The 16,230-nt window shown below is 73.8% G+C and carries 12 protein-coding genes and 1 pseudogene; 3 read left to right on the top strand and 10 right to left on the bottom strand.

The annotated features are described in order from the left end of the window. Nucleotides 1–950 (bottom strand): annotated as a pseudogene (locus tag ACFXOZ_RS06645) (hypothetical protein); the annotation flags it as partial. A gap of 168 nt (nucleotides 951–1,118) precedes the next feature. Between ACFXOZ_RS06645 and ACFXOZ_RS06640 the strand changes: the two are divergent. Beyond that, complete coding sequence (locus ACFXOZ_RS06640; protein WP_380587964.1) at nucleotides 1,119–1,556, top strand: ATP-binding protein; 438 nt, start codon at nucleotides 1,119–1,121, stop codon at nucleotides 1,554–1,556. Between the two features lie 121 nt (nucleotides 1,557–1,677). Here ACFXOZ_RS06640 and ACFXOZ_RS06635 read toward each other — a convergent pair whose 3' ends face one another. The 4 genes from ACFXOZ_RS06635 to ACFXOZ_RS06620 are packed head-to-tail and all read right to left on the bottom strand — an operon-like array spanning nucleotide 1,678 to nucleotide 7,196. Then, nucleotides 1,678–2,100 (bottom strand): SRPBCC family protein, encoded by a 423-nt coding sequence (locus tag ACFXOZ_RS06635; RefSeq protein WP_380587961.1) that lies wholly within the window; start codon nucleotides 2,098–2,100, stop codon nucleotides 1,678–1,680. Then, complete coding sequence (gene meaB / locus ACFXOZ_RS06630; protein ID WP_375883813.1) at nucleotides 2,097–3,089, bottom strand: methylmalonyl Co-A mutase-associated GTPase MeaB; 993 nt, start codon at nucleotides 3,087–3,089, stop codon at nucleotides 2,097–2,099. Before meaB ends, ACFXOZ_RS06635 begins: the two co-directional genes overlap by 4 nt. 13 nt (nucleotides 3,090–3,102) lie before the next feature. Continuing rightward, the gene (gene scpA, locus ACFXOZ_RS06625; RefSeq protein ID WP_380587958.1) at nucleotides 3,103–5,331 is read right to left on the bottom strand and encodes a methylmalonyl-CoA mutase; all 2,229 of its coding nucleotides are present in this window, start codon (nucleotides 5,329–5,331) and stop codon (nucleotides 3,103–3,105) included. Continuing rightward, nucleotides 5,328–7,196, bottom strand: a complete 1,869-nt coding sequence (locus tag ACFXOZ_RS06620; RefSeq protein WP_380587955.1) for a methylmalonyl-CoA mutase family protein — start codon at nucleotides 7,194–7,196, stop codon at nucleotides 5,328–5,330. The genes scpA and ACFXOZ_RS06620 overlap by 4 nt, the downstream gene beginning before the upstream one ends. Before the next feature lie 415 nt (nucleotides 7,197–7,611). On the opposite strand from ACFXOZ_RS06620, the gene ACFXOZ_RS06615 reads away from it, so the two are divergent. Next, nucleotides 7,612–8,691 carry an NlpC/P60 family protein gene (locus ACFXOZ_RS06615; protein ID WP_380587952.1) on the top strand — a complete coding sequence of 360 codons (1,080 nt, stop codon included), beginning with the start codon at nucleotides 7,612–7,614 and terminating at the stop codon, nucleotides 8,689–8,691. 107 nt (nucleotides 8,692–8,798) lie between these two features. Here ACFXOZ_RS06615 and ACFXOZ_RS06610 read toward each other — a convergent pair whose 3' ends face one another. Beyond that, nucleotides 8,799–9,890, bottom strand: coding sequence for a hypothetical protein (locus ACFXOZ_RS06610; protein ID WP_380587949.1), 1,092 nt, complete (start codon nucleotides 9,888–9,890; stop codon nucleotides 8,799–8,801). A gap of 173 nt (nucleotides 9,891–10,063) precedes the next feature. Here ACFXOZ_RS06610 and ACFXOZ_RS06605 point away from each other — a divergent pair, with 173 nt between their 5' ends. Continuing rightward, the gene (locus ACFXOZ_RS06605) at nucleotides 10,064–11,086 is read left to right on the top strand and encodes an acetamidase/formamidase family protein (protein ID WP_380587946.1); all 1,023 of its coding nucleotides are present in this window, start codon (nucleotides 10,064–10,066) and stop codon (nucleotides 11,084–11,086) included. Nucleotides 11,087–11,107: 21 nt separating this feature from the next. Here ACFXOZ_RS06605 and ACFXOZ_RS06600 read toward each other — a convergent pair whose 3' ends face one another. From ACFXOZ_RS06600 to ACFXOZ_RS06585, 4 genes are all read right to left on the bottom strand, one after another. Next, the gene (locus tag ACFXOZ_RS06600; protein WP_380587943.1) at nucleotides 11,108–12,013 is read right to left on the bottom strand and encodes a M56 family metallopeptidase; all 906 of its coding nucleotides are present in this window, start codon (nucleotides 12,011–12,013) and stop codon (nucleotides 11,108–11,110) included. Next, nucleotides 12,010–12,345 carry a BlaI/MecI/CopY family transcriptional regulator gene (locus tag ACFXOZ_RS06595; protein ID WP_375884025.1) on the bottom strand — a complete coding sequence of 112 codons (336 nt, stop codon included), beginning with the start codon at nucleotides 12,343–12,345 and terminating at the stop codon, nucleotides 12,010–12,012. The genes ACFXOZ_RS06600 and ACFXOZ_RS06595 overlap by 4 nt, the downstream gene beginning before the upstream one ends. Before the next feature lie 281 nt (nucleotides 12,346–12,626). Then, nucleotides 12,627–15,368 carry an FtsX-like permease family protein gene (locus tag ACFXOZ_RS06590; protein ID WP_380587940.1) on the bottom strand — a complete coding sequence of 914 codons (2,742 nt, stop codon included), beginning with the start codon at nucleotides 15,366–15,368 and terminating at the stop codon, nucleotides 12,627–12,629. After that, entirely contained in the window at nucleotides 15,365–16,159 is a 795-nt protein-coding gene (locus ACFXOZ_RS06585; protein ID WP_375883836.1) for an ABC transporter ATP-binding protein, read from the bottom strand. Before ACFXOZ_RS06585 ends, ACFXOZ_RS06590 begins: the two co-directional genes overlap by 4 nt. Between the last annotated feature and the right edge of the window lie 71 nt (nucleotides 16,160–16,230).

The following is a 16,230-nucleotide window of genomic DNA, read 5'->3' as shown; positions in this document are numbered from 1 at the left end:
ACGCGGGCCCGGCCGCTACGGGATCCTGGAACCGAGTCCGTGCCGCGCCAGTGAAAGCCGGACAGTTGGGGGGATTCCCCTACCGAACACCCTCTCAGGCGAGGGCCGGAGGCCGGAGCGGCTTCGGCGGCCGAGTCGGCCAGCTCCAGTGCCTTCGGCCCGTAGCCGAGGTTGGACGCTTGGAGTGCCATGCCGCGTAGGGTGCGGCAGTACGTCACATGGTCCTGGGCCTCGCGGGCGAGCTTGAGGGCTTGGACGTAGTACTTCTGGCCGAGGCCGTGCGCGGTCTCGTACATCGCCATCCAGCCGGTGAGGTAGGTGAGGTCGGCGGCGGCCGACAGCAGGTCGGCCTTCACCTTCTCGCTGCCGGACGCCTGGAGCCAGGGCCCGACCGAGTTGACCAGGAACGCGGCGGCCATCGGCCGGGCGTGGGCGGCGCCCAGCTCGTCGAGGATGCCGGCGATCCGGTCCGTCATCGTCCGGACGGTCTCCACTTCTCCGGGGCCGACGCGCACGGTGCGACCCGCAGTGGTACGGGTGATGCGGTCGGTGGTGTCGTCGAACGCGGGAAGCGTCAGGGCGAGTGAGTAGAGTCCGGCGGTGAGAACACCGCGGCGCGAGGGGTCCATGTCGTCCTTTCCGATCGACATCAGATCGGACAGCACGCCAAGGCTGCCCGCTGGTTCGGCGTCACACTTGAAGCCGGTCTCCCTGGACGTCACCGGTCGCCCGAGGCGCCGCGAGAACGCCTCCCGGACGACCTCCTGTACGTCGGCCCGAGGCCGGGTACCTGCGAGCCAGTGCGAGATCGCCGATTTGTCGTAGGTGAGCTGGAGGCCGCCCTCGCTTCCGACGCGGTTCACGGACCGGGCGAGCTGGTCATTGCCCCACTGCGCCTGCCGCATGAGCGCGGCGAGTTCGGCGTTCGGTGTGTGTGGTCGCTGCCTCATCGCGATCCCGTCCTCTGTTCAACCGGTTCAACGCTCGGACCAGCTTCGCGGGTTCTCCCGTCCGGTGTACCCGCGTTGACTTGATGTCAGCCATTCGGACGGTGGGTGTGGACCCGAACGATCCGTGATGGCACCGCCATGCCTCTTCACGACCGGATGGAGTCTCCGATGATCGTCAGCCCGCTCAGCGCCGCTCGGTTCCCGGTGCCTCTGGAGTGGGGTGTGCCGCCGGGGGCCGAGGCCGTGCCGGCGGCGCGGCGGCTGGTGGGGGCGATCCTGCGGGAGTGCGCAGTGCCGTTGACCGAAGACGGGCTCCAGGAGGTGGAGTTGTGTGCGAGCGAGGTCATCGCGAATGCGCTCCTGCACACGGGGGAGCGGTGTGTCGTGTCCGTCCACCGGCGTAGTGGGCGGGTGCGGGTGGAGGTTGCCGATCGGGGTGCGGAGCTTCCGTATCGGGAGCGGGATCCCGAAGCGACCACCGGGCGTGGGTTGTTGCTCGTCCAGGCTCTCGCCCGCGCGTGGGGGTGGCGCCCGGCGGAGCGGGGCAAGGTGGTGTGGTTCGAGTACCAGGAGGATGCCGAAGCGCCGTGCCCCACGCACGGGTGAGGCACGGCGCGCAATCTCCGCAGCGTCTGTGAGGTGGCGTAGTGGGGGCTGTCGCCCGACTCGTGTGGTGGGTGTTGTTCTCTGCGTCTGTGGTGGCGGGGTTCGTCGCAGGGCGAGACCGTCAGCCGGCTTCCAAGGTCGCCTTCATGCCCTGGGCGCCGCGGCTGACCCGCAGACGGACTTGTTCGGCCATCTCGTGAGGGAGCACGTCCGTCGTCCACAGCAGGCGGCAGCGGCCGTCGGCCACCGGGAGTACCTGGAAGGAGGCGTGGTGGTGGGTCAGCGGGAGCTTGAATCCCTCGACGGTGGAGTAGGCCAGCCTCCGCAGGCCGTCGTCCACGCTGACGATCAGCTCCCGGATCACCGCACCGCCGGGCATGGTCAGGTACCGGACGTCACCGTCCATCCGGGTGTCGAGGACGTAGCCCGGGATGAGGCGCTCGTGCACGGCGCCTACGTCCCGTACGGCGTCCCAGACGTGTTCGGCGTCGGCCTCGATCACGACGTCCTCGACGATGGTGGCGATGCCTCTCAACTCCCTCAAGCAGTACCGAAGAAGCTGTCCAGGATCCGTTGCGCGGCCAGCCCCGCCGGCAGCGTACCGGCCCGCACCTGGGCCTCCAGGTCCGGGGTGAGCCGCCGTACCTCCGGGTGTTCGTGCAGCCGCGCGTACAGCTGGTCGTGGACCATCGACCACGTCCACTCGACCTGCTGCTCCCGCCGCTTCGCCGCCAGCCCGCCCGTCGCGTCCAGGATCTTACGGTGCTGCTGCAACCGCTCCCACAGGACGTCCAGGCCCGCCCCGTCGAGCCCGCTGCAGGTCAGCACCGGCGGCGTCCACGCCGCGTCCGGTGCCTGCAACAGCCGTAGTGCGCCCGCGAGTTCACGTGCGGCCGCCCTCGCGTCGCGCTCGTGCGGGCCGTCCGCCTTGTTGACGGCGATGACGTCCGCGAGCTCCAGCACGCCCTTCTTGATGCCCTGGAGCTGGTCGCCGGTCCGGGCCAGTGACAGCAGCAGGAAGGTGTCCACCATCCCGGCCACCGTCGTCTCCGACTGCCCGACCCCCACCGTCTCGATGAGGACGACGTCGTAGCCCGCCGCCTCCATCACGACCATGGACTCGCGGGTGGCCTTGGCGACGCCGCCCAGCGTTCCCGAGGTCGGCGACGGCCGCACGAAGGCGGCCGGGTCCACCGCGAGCCGCTCCATCCGGGTCTTGTCGCCCAGGATGGACCCGCCGGTGCGGCTCGACGTCGGGTCGACGGCGAGCACGGCGACCCGGTGGCCGAGCCCGGTGAGCATCGTCCCGAAGGAGTCGATGAAGGTCGATTTGCCGACACCGGGCACTCCGGTGATGCCGACCCGCACCGCCCCGCCCGCGTGCGGCAGCAGCCGCTGGAGCAGCTGCTGCGCGAGCGCGCGGTGGTCGGGGCGGGTGGATTCGACGAGGGTGACGGCGCGCGCGATCCAGGCGCGCGAGCCGTCCAGGACGCCCGTCACGTAGGCGTCGAGGTCGATCGTCCTCGGTGGCATCGGACTCAGCGGCTCACAGCTCGTGGCCGAGTTCGACGGCCAGGGCGGTCAGCAGGTCGAAGGCCGCGTCCGGGATCACCGTGCCCGGGCCGAAGACCGCCGCCGCGCCCGCCTCGTACAGGGCCTGGAAGTCCTGCGGCGGGATGACGCCGCCGACCACGATGGTGATGTCCTCCCGCCCGGCCGCGGCCAGTTCGGCGCGCAGCGCGGGGACCAGGGTGAGGTGCCCGGCGGCCAGCGAGGAGACGCCGACGATGTGGACGTCCGCCTCGACGGCCTGGCGGGCGACCTCGGCCGGGGTCTGGAACAGCGGGCCGACGTCGACGGTGAAGCCGAGGTCGGCGAAGGCGGTGGCGATCACCTTCTGGCCGCGGTCGTGGCCGTCCTGGCCCATCTTGGCGACCAGGATGCGCGGGCGACGGCCTTCGGCCTGCTCGAACCGCTCGACCAGGTCGCGGGTGCGCTGGAGGGGCGCCGACGGGCCCGCTTCGTCTCGGTACACACCGGAAATGGTACGGATCTGGCCGGAGTGGCGGCCGTACACCTTCTCCAGGGCGTCCGAGATCTCGCCGACCGTCGCCTTCGCCCGGGCCGCGTTGACGGCCAGGTGCAGCAGGTTGCCGTCCAGCGAGCCGCCGCGCTGCGGGCCGGCCTCGGCGGCCGCCGTCAGCGCGCGCAGGGCGTCCTGGCACTGCGCCTCGTCGCGCTCCTCGCGCAGCCGGCGCAGCTTCTCGATCTGCCGGGCCCGCACCGCCGAGTTGTCGACCTTGAGGACGTCGATCTGCTCGTCGTTCTCGACCCGGTACTTGTTGACGCCGATCACGGGCTGGCGGCCGGAGTCGATCCGGGCCTGGGTGCGGGCGGCGGCCTCCTCGACGCGCATCTTGGGGATGCCCGCGTCGATGGCCTTGGCCATGCCGCCGGCCGCCTCGACCTCCTGGATGTGCTGCCAGGCCCGGGCGGCGAGGTCCTGCGTCAGCTTCTCGACGTACGCGGAGCCGCCCCACGGGTCGATGACCCGGCAGGTGCCGGACTCCTGCTGGAGCAGCAGCTGGGTGTTGCGGGCGATCCGGGCGGAGAAGTCCGTCGGCAGGGCGAGCGCCTCGTCGAGGGCGTTGGTGTGCAGCGACTGGGTGTGGCCCTGGGTGGCGGCCATCGCCTCGACGCATGTGCGGGTCACGTTGTTGAACACGTCCTGGGCGGTCAGCGACCAGCCGGAGGTCTGCGAATGGGTGCGCAGCGAGAGGGACTTGGGGTTCTTCGGGTCGAACTGCTTGACCAGCTTGGCCCACAGCAGCCGGGCCGCGCGCAGCTTGGCGACCTCCATGAAGAAGTTCATGCCGATCGCCCAGAAGAACGACAGCCGCGGCGCGAAGGCGTCCACGTCCAGGCCCACGTCCAGGCCCGCGCGCAGGTACTCGACCCCGTCGGCCAGGGTGTAGGCGAGCTCCAGGTCGGCGGTGGCCCCGGCCTCCTGGATGTGGTAGCCGGAGATGGAGATCGAGTTGTACCGGGGCATCTTCTGCGAGGTGTACGCGAAGATGTCCGAGATGATCCGCATCGACGGCTGCGGCGGGTAGATGTAGGTGTTGCGGACCATGAACTCCTTGAGGATGTCGTTCTGGATGGTCCCGGCGAGCTTCTCCGGCGGCACCCCCTGCTCCTCGGCCGCGACGATGTACAGCGCGAGGACGGGCAGCACCGCGCCGTTCATGGTCATCGACACCGACATCTTGTCCAGCGGGATGCCGTCGAACAGCTGGCGCATGTCGTAGATCGAGTCGATGGCGACGCCCGCCATGCCGACGTCGCCGGTGACGCGCGGGTGGTCGCTGTCGTAGCCGCGGTGGGTCGGCAGGTCGAAGGCGACCGAGAGGCCCTTCTGGCCGGCCGCGAGGTTGCGGCGGTAGAAGGCGTTGGACTCCTCGGCGGTGGAGAAGCCCGCGTACTGGCGGACGGTCCACGGCTGGTTGACGTACATGGTCGGGTACGGCCCGCGCAGGTACGGGGCGATGCCGGGGTACGTCTCCAGGAAGTCCACGCCGTCGAGGTCGGCCGCGGTGTACAGCGGCTTGACGCCGATGCCCTCGGGGGTGTCCCAGACCAGCTCGTCGGGGGCCTTGCCGGTGGACCGCTGCCAGGCGGCCTGCCACTGGGCGTCGGTGACCTCTCCGGCAGCCGAGCCGGCAGAGGAACCGGCGGAGGAGTCGTCCAGCCCGATTCCGGTGAAGTCGGGGATCATCGCGCCACTCCAATGAGGTCCAGCAGGGAGGTGAGGACGGCGATCGCGTCCCCGCCCGCGTAGATGAACTCGTCCACTCCGGCGGGTACTTCGGCCGGGCGGCCGGCCAGCAGCACGCGCTGGGCGCCCGCCTCCTTCAAGGCTACGGCGACGGCCGCGGCGTGCTCGCCGTACAGGGCGTCGCTGGAGCACAGGCAGGCGACGGAGGCACCGGACTCGCGGAACGCCGCGGCGAACGCGGCCGGGTCGACGCCCTCGGTGGACGCCGTCGCGATGCCGCCGGCCTGGAACAGGTTGGCGGCGAAGGTGGTGCGCCCGGTGTGCGCGGAGGCGGTGCCGATCGAGGCCAGGAACAGCGCCGGACGGGCGCCGGTGGTCGCCAGGTGGGCGTCCGAGCGGTCCCGCAGCGCCTCGTACGCCTCGGCGCGGCGCACCCGCGGCAGGCCGCCGGTGTGCCCGGCCGGGGCGGGTTCGCGGACCAGCGGCTGCTCGTCCAGGTGCGGGAACTCGCTGACACCGGTGACGGGTTCGCGCCGCTTGGCGAGCTTCGCGGACCGCTCCGCCCAGGTCGCGGCGATCCGGTCGCCGACCAGCCCGGACGCCAGCGCGGCCTGCTGGCCGCCCGCCCGTTCGATCTCCTGGAACCAGGCCCAGGCGGCCTGCGCCAGCTCCTCGCCGAGCTGCTCGACGTACCAGGAGCCGCCGGCCGGGTCGATCACCCGGGACAGGTGGGACTCCTCCAGCAGGATCGACTGGGTGTTGCGGGCGATCCGGCGGGCGAAGGCGTCGGGCAGGCCGAGGGCGCTGTCGAAGGGCAGCACGGTGACGGCGTCGGCGCCGCCGACCCCGGCGGCCAGGCAGGCCACCGTGGTGCGCAGCATGTTCACCCACGGGTCGCGGGCGGTCATCATCACCCGGGAGGTGACGGCGTGCTGGCGCTGCGCCGAGGCCTCGGCGGAGCCGCCGGACACCTCGGCGACGCGGGCCCAGAGGCGGCGCGCGGCGCGGAACTTGGCGATGGTCAGGAACTGGTCGGCGTCGGCGGCGTAGCGGAACTCCAGCTGGCCGAGCGCGGCGTCGACGGAGAGGCCGGCCGCGGTCAGCGCGCGCAGGTAGGCGACGCCGGTGGCGAGCGCGCAGCCCAGCTCCTGGGCGGGGGAGGCGCCGGCCTCGTGGTACGGCAGGGCGTCCACGGTGAGGGCCCTGACGTTCGGGTAGCCCTCGGCGCAGCGGGCGGCGAGCGCGGCGGCCTCGGCGAGCAGGGCGTCGGTGCGGTCGGCGGAGCCGGTGCGGGCCTGGAGGCCGAGCGGGTCGGCGCCGAGGTTGCCGGCGGCGGAGGCGGGGGAGACCTCGCGCTCCTCGTACAGCCCGAACAGCCGCTCGGCGGCCTCGGTGAAGTCCGGTCCCGCGTCGAGGGCGACGGCGGCGAGGTCCAGGTACACCCCGTCGAGCGCCTCGGGCAGGGCGGCGACGGGCAGGCCCGCGTCGCCGAGCTCCAGCCAGAGCGAGCCGACGCCGTGCTCCAGGTCGGCCAGGACGGCCTCGTTGGCGCGCCGGCGGTCCGGGTCGGCGTGCCGCTGCCGTACGTCCCACCCGGCGACGGCGGAGCCCTGCGGCCGGCCGCCGCGGACGAACGGCGGGAAGCCCGGGTAGCCGGGCTCGACCGAGGTGTTCTCGGCGGTGTACAGCGGGCGGGCGCGCAGCCCGTCCTGGAGCGCGGTGGTGAGCGCCTGCTCGGCGGCGGCGCCGTCCTCGGGCCGGGCACCGGACTTGCGCAGCACGCCCTCGACGAGCTGCTGCCACTGCTCACGGTGCGCGGCCGGGAACTCGGCGGCGAGGGGGAGCCTTTCGGGCGGGACCTTCATGTCCGCAGGTTAGCGCCCGTTAGCGGAGCGGAAGGAGGGTCGTTAAGTGTGACCTTGTTCTCGATTTGGCGCGCTTTCGGTCCGTGGCCAGCACTCCGTCCGGCGGGGAGTGCCACGAGGCGGGGGTCGGGGCCCGGCGGAGGGTCGGCGGGCCGCCCGGAAGTGCCCTGGATCAGGGGGATTGCGGAACCCAGCCCCTCATCTATTAAGTTACTTCGAAGAAGGCGGGTGGGGACGGCATCCCCCGTACGGCCCCGCCCGTCCTTCGCCGTCCCCTGCGCGTCCCCCGGCGCGCCCTGCGGGTGTCCCGGCCGGTCGTCCCCCCGATCGGCCGAATGAACGTGCGAATGCCACTCGGACGTTCCTCCAGTGTCACCGCACCTCCCCGCCCGTCCCCCGAAGGAGTGCCACCTCGATGGGAAAGCGCCGTAAGCCCAGCCCCCCGAGCCGGGCCCGCATGGCGGTCCTCACCACGGCGATGGCCGGCGGTGCGGTGCTTGCCGCCGGCACCGCCCACGCCGAGCCGACCCCGAGCCTGGCCTCCGTCAAGGAGCAGGTGGACAAGCTCAACGAGGAGGCCGAGCAGTCCGTCGAGCAGTACAACGGCTTCCAGGAGAAGCAGCAGAAGCTCCAGGGCGAGGCCAACCGGATCCAGGAGAAGGTCGCCCGCGGTCAGGAGTCGATGAACGAGCTGCGCACCCGGCTCGGTGCCGTCGCCGCCGACCAGTACCGCAACGGCGGCATCGACCCCTCCGTCCAGCTGATGTTCGACTCCGACCCGGCCGGCTACCTGGAGCGCGCCTCGGCGCAGAACCAGGCCGCCGGCACCCAGACGGCCCTGCTCAAGCAGGCCCAGGACGAGCAGCGCAAGCTCGACCAGGACCGTGCCGAGGCCACCGCCACGCTCGCCCAGCTCGACTCGGTCGGCACCGAACTGGGCGCGCGGAAGCAGCAGATCCAGAGCAAGCTCGCCGCGGCCCAGGCCATGCTGAACAAGCTGAGCGCCGAGGACCGCGCCAAGGTCAACGCCCAGCAGGCCGCCGACAAGGCCAAGGCCGAGGCCCAGCAGGCGGCCAAGACCGCCGCCGCGGACCGCGCTTCCCGGTCCGCCGACCGCCCGGACATGAGCACCCCCGCCCCGCCGGCCAGCGGCCGTGCCGCCGCCATCATCGCGTTCGCCCAGGCCCAGCTGGGCAAGCCGTACGGCTGGAGCAAGAGCGGCCCGGACAGCTTCGACTGCTCCGGCCTGACCAGCCAGGCGTACAAGGCGGCGGGCGTGCGGATCTCCCGGATATCCCAGGACCAGTGGAACGACGGCCCGCGGATCGACCGGGCCAACCTCCAGCCCGGTGACCTGGTGTTCTTCTACAACGACATCCACCACGTCGGGATCTACATCGGCGACGGCAAGATGATCCACGCCCCGCGCACCGGCAAGAACGTCGAGGTCCTGCCGATCTCCGCGATGCCTTACATGGGTGCCGTCCGCCCGTAACGGCCTCCGCCCGTAACGGCCTCCGCGCGCCGCACGCCTCCGGACGGGTCGCCGACGACCCGTCCGGAGGCTTTCCGGTAGCTCGTCCGGAGGCGCCCGGCGGCCCGTCAGAGGCCGAGGACCTCCAGCTGGGCGTCGGTGTCGTTGGTGCCGCCGACGTACAGGGTGTGGCCGTCGGGGCCGACGGCGAGGCCGTCGAGCGCCGACTCCTGGGGGGCGAGGGAGTCGGCGGTGTCGACGGTGGCGGTCGCGGTGTCGACGGAGATGACCGCCGTGGTGCCGGAGGAGTCCTGCTGGAGCAGGTAGAACCGGCTGCCGTCGGCGCTCAGCCGCGGCGGGACGTCGCTGCGGACGGGGACGGTGCGGATGCTCCGGAGCAGGGTGTCCGTGGCGGGGTCGATCAGGTCGAGCGTGCCGCCCGAGTTGGGGCCGGTCGCGAAGAGCCGGCCGCCGTCCCGGGTGAAGGCGAGCCCGTTGTCGCCGTTGGTGGCCGTCCCGGGCACCGTCCGGACGAAGGTCAGCGTGCCGCCGGCCGCACTCACGTGGTATAGCCCGGCGCCGCCCCCGATGTACAGGTCCCGGCCGTTCGGGTGGAGCGCCGGGGCGCCGGTGTTCAGGGCGGGCAGCCCCACGGTGGGGCCGAACTGCCGCTGCGCGGTGCCGAAGGCGAGCACCCGGGCCTGCCCGCCCTGCCGCCAGGCCGACGGGCCTTGCTGGACGAGGTACACCTCGGAGCCGTCCGGGCCGACGACGAGGCCGCTGACCAGGCCCTGGGACCAGCCCGTCGGGCGCGGCTGGTCCGGCAGCGGGACGGTGGCGAGCACGGTCGGGCCGCCGGTGGCGACGACGCTGAGTTGCAGGCCGTTCACCACGTACAGGCGCGAGCCGTCCGGGCTGAGCGCAGACTGCGGGGAGCCCTGGGCGGCGCCGAGCGGGGCCGTGCCGGTCACCTGGCCGGACCGGGTGTCCACCGCCCGCACCACGAGGTTGCCGTCGGAGTCGGTCGTGACGACGTAGGCCGTGGCGCCGTCCGGGCTGACGGAGGGCAGCGCCTGGCCCGAGCCGACGGCGACGACGCCGGGGGTGCCGGACACCGGAGCGGACGCGGCCCGGGCGCTGCCGCCGGCGAGGACGAGGGCGGTGGTGGCGGCGAGCAGAGTGACCCGGCGGAGGGCCTTCGCGCGCTGACTGGCTGACATCAAGTCCCCTTGTTCGTCCGTGTGTTGAGATGGCGAGGGGCAGGCTAGCGGACTACGGTGGACGGGTGGTGGACAGTCAGGGGGCGAATCTTCCACCTGAGCTGTGGCGCCCCGCGCCCCGCGCCTGCCCCGCGCCCCGCGCCCGCTCCGGAAACCACTCCCGAGGAGACCAAGTGAGCCTGCCCGAGACCGTCGTCCGGCTGGACCCGAACCCCGAGGACTACGCCTACACCTTCGGCGGCCGAGCCCCGCTGGTGACCGTCCGGCCCGGCACCGTCGTCGAACTGACCACCGAGGACTGCTTCGGCGGCAAGGTGCGCGGCACCGGCGACCTGCCCAGCCAGGTCTGCGTCTTCCCGTACCTCAACCCCGTCGCCGGCCCGATCGCGGTGGCCGGCGCCGAACCCGGCGACCTGCTCGCGGTGCACTTCGTCGAGATCACCCCGGCCCGGGACCACGGCGTCTCCAGCACCTTCCCGCACTTCGGCGCGCTGACCGCCACCCACAGCACGGCGATGCTGCACGCCCCGCTGGAGGAGCGGGTCTGGGTCTACGACCTGGACGTCGCGGCCGGCCTCTGCCGCTTCCGGGCCCGCACCGGCGACTTCACGGTCGACCTGCCGCTGGACCCGATGCACGGCACGGTCGGCGTCGCCCCCCCGGCCGGCGAGGTGCTGGCCTCGATCACCCCGGGCGCCCACGGCGGCAACCTGGACACCCCCGAGATGCGCGCCGGCACCACCGCCTACTTCGGCGTCAACGTCGAGGGCGGCCTGCTCGCCATCGGCGACGGCCACGCCCGGCAGGGCGAGGGCGAGGTGTGCGGCACGGCCGTCGAGGCGGCGATGCGCACCACCGTGATCGTCGACCTGGTCAAGGGCGGCGGCCCGGCCTGGCCCCGGCTGGAGAACGACGACTTCCTGATCAGCACCGGCTCCGCCCGCCCGCTGGAGGACGCCTTCCGGATCAGCCAGCACGACCTGGTCGGCTGGACCGGCGGACTGCTCGGACTGGACCGGCTCGACGCCTACCAGCTGGTCAGCCAGGCCGGCCTGGCCCCGGCCGCGAACGTCTGCGACACCAACTACACGATGGTCGCCAAGCTGCCGAAGCGGGTCCTGGGCCGCGCCCGCGCCTACGACGGCCTGCACGACCGGCTCCGGGGGACAGCGGCGGCGTACCTGCGGCACCGGTGAGGCGGCCGCGCGCCGCACCTCCTACGGGTGCGGTGCGCAGGCCAGCAGGTACGGCAGGGACGGCACCGCCGGAAGCGTCAACACCCCGAGTCGCCACGCCAGTTGGCGCCGCCGACCGCTGCCGGGCCGGGCCAGCCGGCGGACCCGGGCCAGCACGCCGGTGGAGGCGACTCCCCAGGTGCCACCGGGAGTTGTCCCCGAGACCGCCAACGCGCAGAGCGCCGAGGCCAGTTCGCTCCGGGACACCTCGGCCAGCGCCGCGTCGTCGGCTGCCATCTCCAGCAGCAGCGCCACCTCCGAGCGCCCCAGCCGGGCCAGCGGCAGGGGGCCCAGCAGCAGCGCGAAGGTGTCGACGGGCAGGCGGAAGAGGTGGTGGCGGCCGCGGATGTGCCCGTGCTCGTGGGCGACGGCCGCGGCCAACTGCCGCTCGTCCAGCAGCCGCAGCGCACCGCGGGACAGCACCACCCGGGAGCGCCGGCCGGGCAGGCAGTAGATGGTCGGGCGGGCGTGCTCCAGCACCAGCGCGCCCCAGCGCCGGTCCCGTACGGCGACCACGTCCAGCACCGCCCGGTGCCGCCGCCGGGCCCGTCCGGTCCGGGCGCCGACGGCGGCCAGCAGCCCGGTGAGCAGGGCCCCGGCAGTGGCGAGCAGCCACCAGTCGTGGGTGTGCGGCAGCACCGGACCGGTCGGTTCGAGGTGCGGGAACAGGCCGATCAGCCCGGCCGGCTCGTGCGCGGCGGGCTCGAAGGCGTGGTGCGCCGCGAGCACCAGGGCGACCGTGAAGGAGGCCATCAGCGCCAGCCACAGCGCGACCCCGAGCAGGGGGCGGGTCTGGAGCCGGGCCTGGACCCGGGCCGAGCCGGCCAGTCGGCGGGGGAGCAGCACGCCGGTCGCGGCCAGGTAGAGGCCGAGCAGGGCGAGCGTCACTCGGCGTCCCGGGCCTTCACCTGTTCGAGGGCGGCGAGCAGGGCGGACGCCTCGTCCCCGCTCATCCGGTCGACGAAGTGCAGCAGGGCGCCGGCCCGGTCCGTGGTGGTCTCCAGCGCCTGGTGCATCAGCTGGGCGGTGTACGCCTCCCGGGTGCAGGTCGGCTCGTACACCCACGCGCGGCCGACCTTGTCCCGGCGCAGCCAGCCCTTGGTGTGCAGGATGTCGGCGACGGTGGTCACGGTGGTGTACGCGACCGGGCGCTGCTGCTGGAGGTCGTCGACCACCTCGCGCACCGTGGCCGGGCGCTCCCAGTCCCACAGCCGGTCCATGATCTCGGCCTCGAGATCGCCGAAACCCCGTAGCACCGCCCTCGTCTCCCTCGCCGCACCGACCGCCGGCGCCCTTCGCCCGCTGGAACGCGGCCCATGCTACGGAACGCACCGGGCGCCCGCCCCCTGGTGAGGGGGGCGGGCGCCCACGGATTCCGGGCGGTGCCCGGGGGGTGCTCAGGTCGTGCTCGGCCGGTGGTCGAAAGGTGCCCGACGTGCCCGACGCGTGCCCGAACAGAGGAGCAGAGGAGCGGTAGGGACAGGCGAGCGAGCGGGACGGCTCAGGACAGCCGCCGCCCCAGCGGCACCTTGGAGCGGGTGAACAGCGCCGCGAGCAGCCCGGCCACCACCGGCAGCACCAGGACCACCAGCAGCAGCTCCCCCCAGGGCGCGGCGAGCAGCATCCCCTTCGAACCGAACCCGCTGGCCCGGGACTTCAACAGCCCCACCGCCGGGACGAAGCCGTTCACCGCCCCGAGCAGCGCCCCGAGCAGGGCGATCAGCGCGCACTGCAGTCCCGCCATGGTCCGGCGGATCCGCGGCGGTGCGCCGACCGCGGCCAGGGTGGCCTGGTCCTGCCGGGAGTCGGCGGCCGCGAGCCCGGTGGCGATCCCGGCCGCGCCGAGCACGACCAGCCCGGCGAAGCCGCTGAGCGCGAGGGTGAGCGCGTCGCCCTTGGGCTGGTAGCCGCGCTCGACGTCCAGCTCGGCGTAGTGGTCCAGTCGGGCCGCGGCGGCCGCGGCCCGCTGCTGCGCCTTGCGGTCGGGCGGGGTGGCCGGGCGCCAGACCGCGCCCTGGGGCGCCGAGGCGAGGCCGAGCTTGGCCAGCGCGGTGGCCGGCATCAGCCCCTGGGCGTAGCGGGCGGCGTCCGGGTTGTCGACCAGCACCGCGTCCACCGGGACTTCCTGGAGGTCGGGCTTGGGGACCTGCCCGGGCTGCAGCGGGGCGCCGCCGCCTCCGCGCAGCAGCAGCACGGCCTTGCCGTCGGCGCCGATCAGCGACCGGTCGAAGACCAGCAGCTTCCCGGCGGCCAGCGCCTGTTCGGCCGTGCGGTCCCGCACGTCGAAGAGGTTGTGCAGCAGGGTGGCGTCCCCGGTGGCGAGGTGCGGGATGGCCGCGAGGTGGCGCATCTCCACCGGGCCCTTGAGGGTGACGGTGCTGGAGCAGTTGTCGCAGAACTTGTAGACGGCCTGGCCGACGTCGGCGCGCGGGCCGAGCCCGGACAGCTGCTTCTCCACCTCGGCCGGCAGCTGGGCGGCCTGCGGGCCCTCCCGGTGGCTGATCAGCTGGACGGCGCCGTACGGGGCCTCCGGCCGGTAGTCGCGCCGGTTCTCGGCGTCGGTGCTGGTGCTGTACACCCCGATCGCGACGGCCCCGGCCACGGCGGCCATCACCGCGGCGACGGCCGGTGCGGTGCGGGAGCGGTTGCGGGCGGAGTCGCGCAGCGCCAGCCGGGGGCCGAGCGGCAGCCGCCCGGCGAACCGGCCGAACAGGGCGACCAGCAGGGGGGTGCAGGCGAGCAGTCCGAGTTCGGCGAAGACCGAGCCGAGCAGCACCGTGAGGGTGCGGGCGTCGTAGGTGCTGACCACGGGCGCGCCGTGCTGGACGGCGCCCGCGCCGTACATCGCGATCGCGCCGCCGCCGAGGAGCAGCGCCACGCCGAGCACGGTGACCAGGCGGTTGGGCGCCCGGACGGTGTCCCGGCCGGTGAGGCCGGCGGTGACGCTGCGCCGGGCGGCCTGCCAGGCCGGCAGCGCGGCCGCGAGCAGGGCGGTGATCACACCGATCCCGGCGATGGCCAGCAGGTCCACCGGGGGGAGGGCGAAGTGGCCGAAGCGGGCACCGCCGACCTCCTCGATCACCGACCGCAGCGCGGCGACCAGCCCGGTGCCGACGGTCACCCCGAGGACCGCCCCGGCCAGGCCGAGCACCAGGCCGCCGCCGAGCACCACCGCGCCGATGTGGGTGCGCCGGCCGCCCGCGGCGCCGAGCAGCGCGAGCTGGCGGCGGGAGCGGCGGGCGCCGACCGCGAAGGCGGGCCCGGCGAGCAGGGCGACCTCCAGCAGCCCCATGCCGGTGACGGTGGCGACCACGACCTTGGTGCTGTTGCCGCCGGCGGGGTCGCGGTAGACGGTGGAGTCCCGGTAGTAGGGGACGGCGCCGTACGGCGGCGGGTCGAGCGCGACGGCCCGCGCGGTGAGGGTGTAGCCGTGGGCGTTGAACGACTGGACCGTGGCCCAGTCGAGGGCGGCCCCGCCCGGGAGGTGCACCAGCCAGGAGCCGCGGTTGGTGCGGCCCTGCCCGGGGGCGGGCTGTCCGGGTTCCGCCGCGGCGGCCAGCTGGTCGAGCAACTCGCCCGGGCGGGCGATGAGTTCGACCCGCTTGAGGTCGTCCGGGTGCTCCACCAGGCCGGTGATGCGGAAGGTGGTCCGCTCCAGTCCCTGGACGGTGGTGTCGCTGCCGAGCCGGAGCCCGGAGTTGTCCAGGAAGGCCTGGGTGACGGCGACTTCGTGCGGCGCGCCGGGCGCGCGGCCCTCGACCAGGTCGGCCCGGCCGCGCCAGACCGGGTCGCCCAGGTCGGCCTCGGCGGTGAGGGTGCGGACCAGGCCCTCGGGCGAGCTCGCACCGGTCTCCGGTCCGGTCCGGACGGGGGTGAGCGCGCTGCCGGGCGGCAGCAGCGAGCCGACCAGGGCGGTCGGGTCGGTGCTCGCGCCCTTGAGCTGCTCGGGCGTGGGCTGTTGGCCGGGCCGCGGCTGGACGGCGAACGCGCCGTCCTCGGCGACCGGGGCCTGTTCGACGGCCTGGCCCGGGCTGAGCGCGGTGACCAGCGCGTCCGCGCCGCCCACCACCCGCTCGACCCGTTCGGCGGGGGACAGCTGGCCGCTGCGGTGGACCACGTCGGCGCCGGTGACGCCGAGCACGGGCAGGGCGATCATGGCCACGATCAGGGCGCTGCGCCCCTTGGCCCGCAGGGCGTCGCGCCGGGCCATCCGCAGCGCGACCTTCCACGCTCCGAACCTCATCGGGCCACCTCGCCGAAGGAGTTGGCGGTGGAGTCGTCGAGGGGCTGGGAGCGGTGGACGGCGGCCCGGCTGTTGCCGGAGCGGCGTCCGACGCTCTCGGAGGCGACCGAGCCGTCCCGCAGGTGGACCACCCGGTCGGCCCAACTGGCGTGCGAGGCCTCGTGGGTGACCATCATGGCGGCCGCCCCGGCGTCGCAGCGGGCGCGCAGTACGGCGAGCACGGCGTCGCCGGTGGCGGAGTCGAGCGCCCCCGTGGGTTCGTCGGCGAGGACGAGCCGGCGCTCGCCGATCAGGGCGCGGGCGATGGCGACGCGCTGCTGCTGTCCGCCGGACATGTCGTCGGGGAAGCGGTCGGCGAGCTCGCCGATGCCCAGTTCCTCCAGGGCGGCGAGGGCCTCCCGGCGGGCGGTGCGTCCGGAGACGCCGTCGAGCTCGCGCGGCAGGGCGATGTTCTCGGCGGCGGTGAGCGCCGGGATCAGGTTGTAGTCCTGGAAGACGTAGCCGACGGAGCGCCGCCGCAGGTCGGCGAGCTTGCCCCGGCCGAGGCCGCCGAGGGTGACGCCCTCGACCAGCACCTCGCCGCCGCTGGGCAGGTCCAGCCCGCCGGCCAGGGTGAGCAGGGTCGACTTGCCCGAGCCGGAGGGCCCCATCACGGCGACGAACTCGCCGGCGTGGACGGTCAGGTCGACCTCGCGCAGGGCGTGCACCTCGGCGGCGCCGCGGCCGTGCACCCGGGAGACCCCGGCCAGCTGCAGGACGGGCGCGGGTCGGCTCGGATCGATGTGGGACATGGTTCCCCCTCGTGAGCTGTTCAGCTGCATATGTCGGTGAACTATATATGCCGGTGGAGGAAGAGCAAGTC

It is taken from the genome of Kitasatospora sp. NPDC059160 (assembly GCF_042755465.1).
GTDB lineage: Bacteria > Actinomycetota > Actinomycetes > Streptomycetales > Streptomycetaceae > Kitasatospora.
The sequence above is the reverse complement of the archived record's forward strand: the minus strand, read 5'-3'. Positions and strand labels throughout refer to the sequence as shown.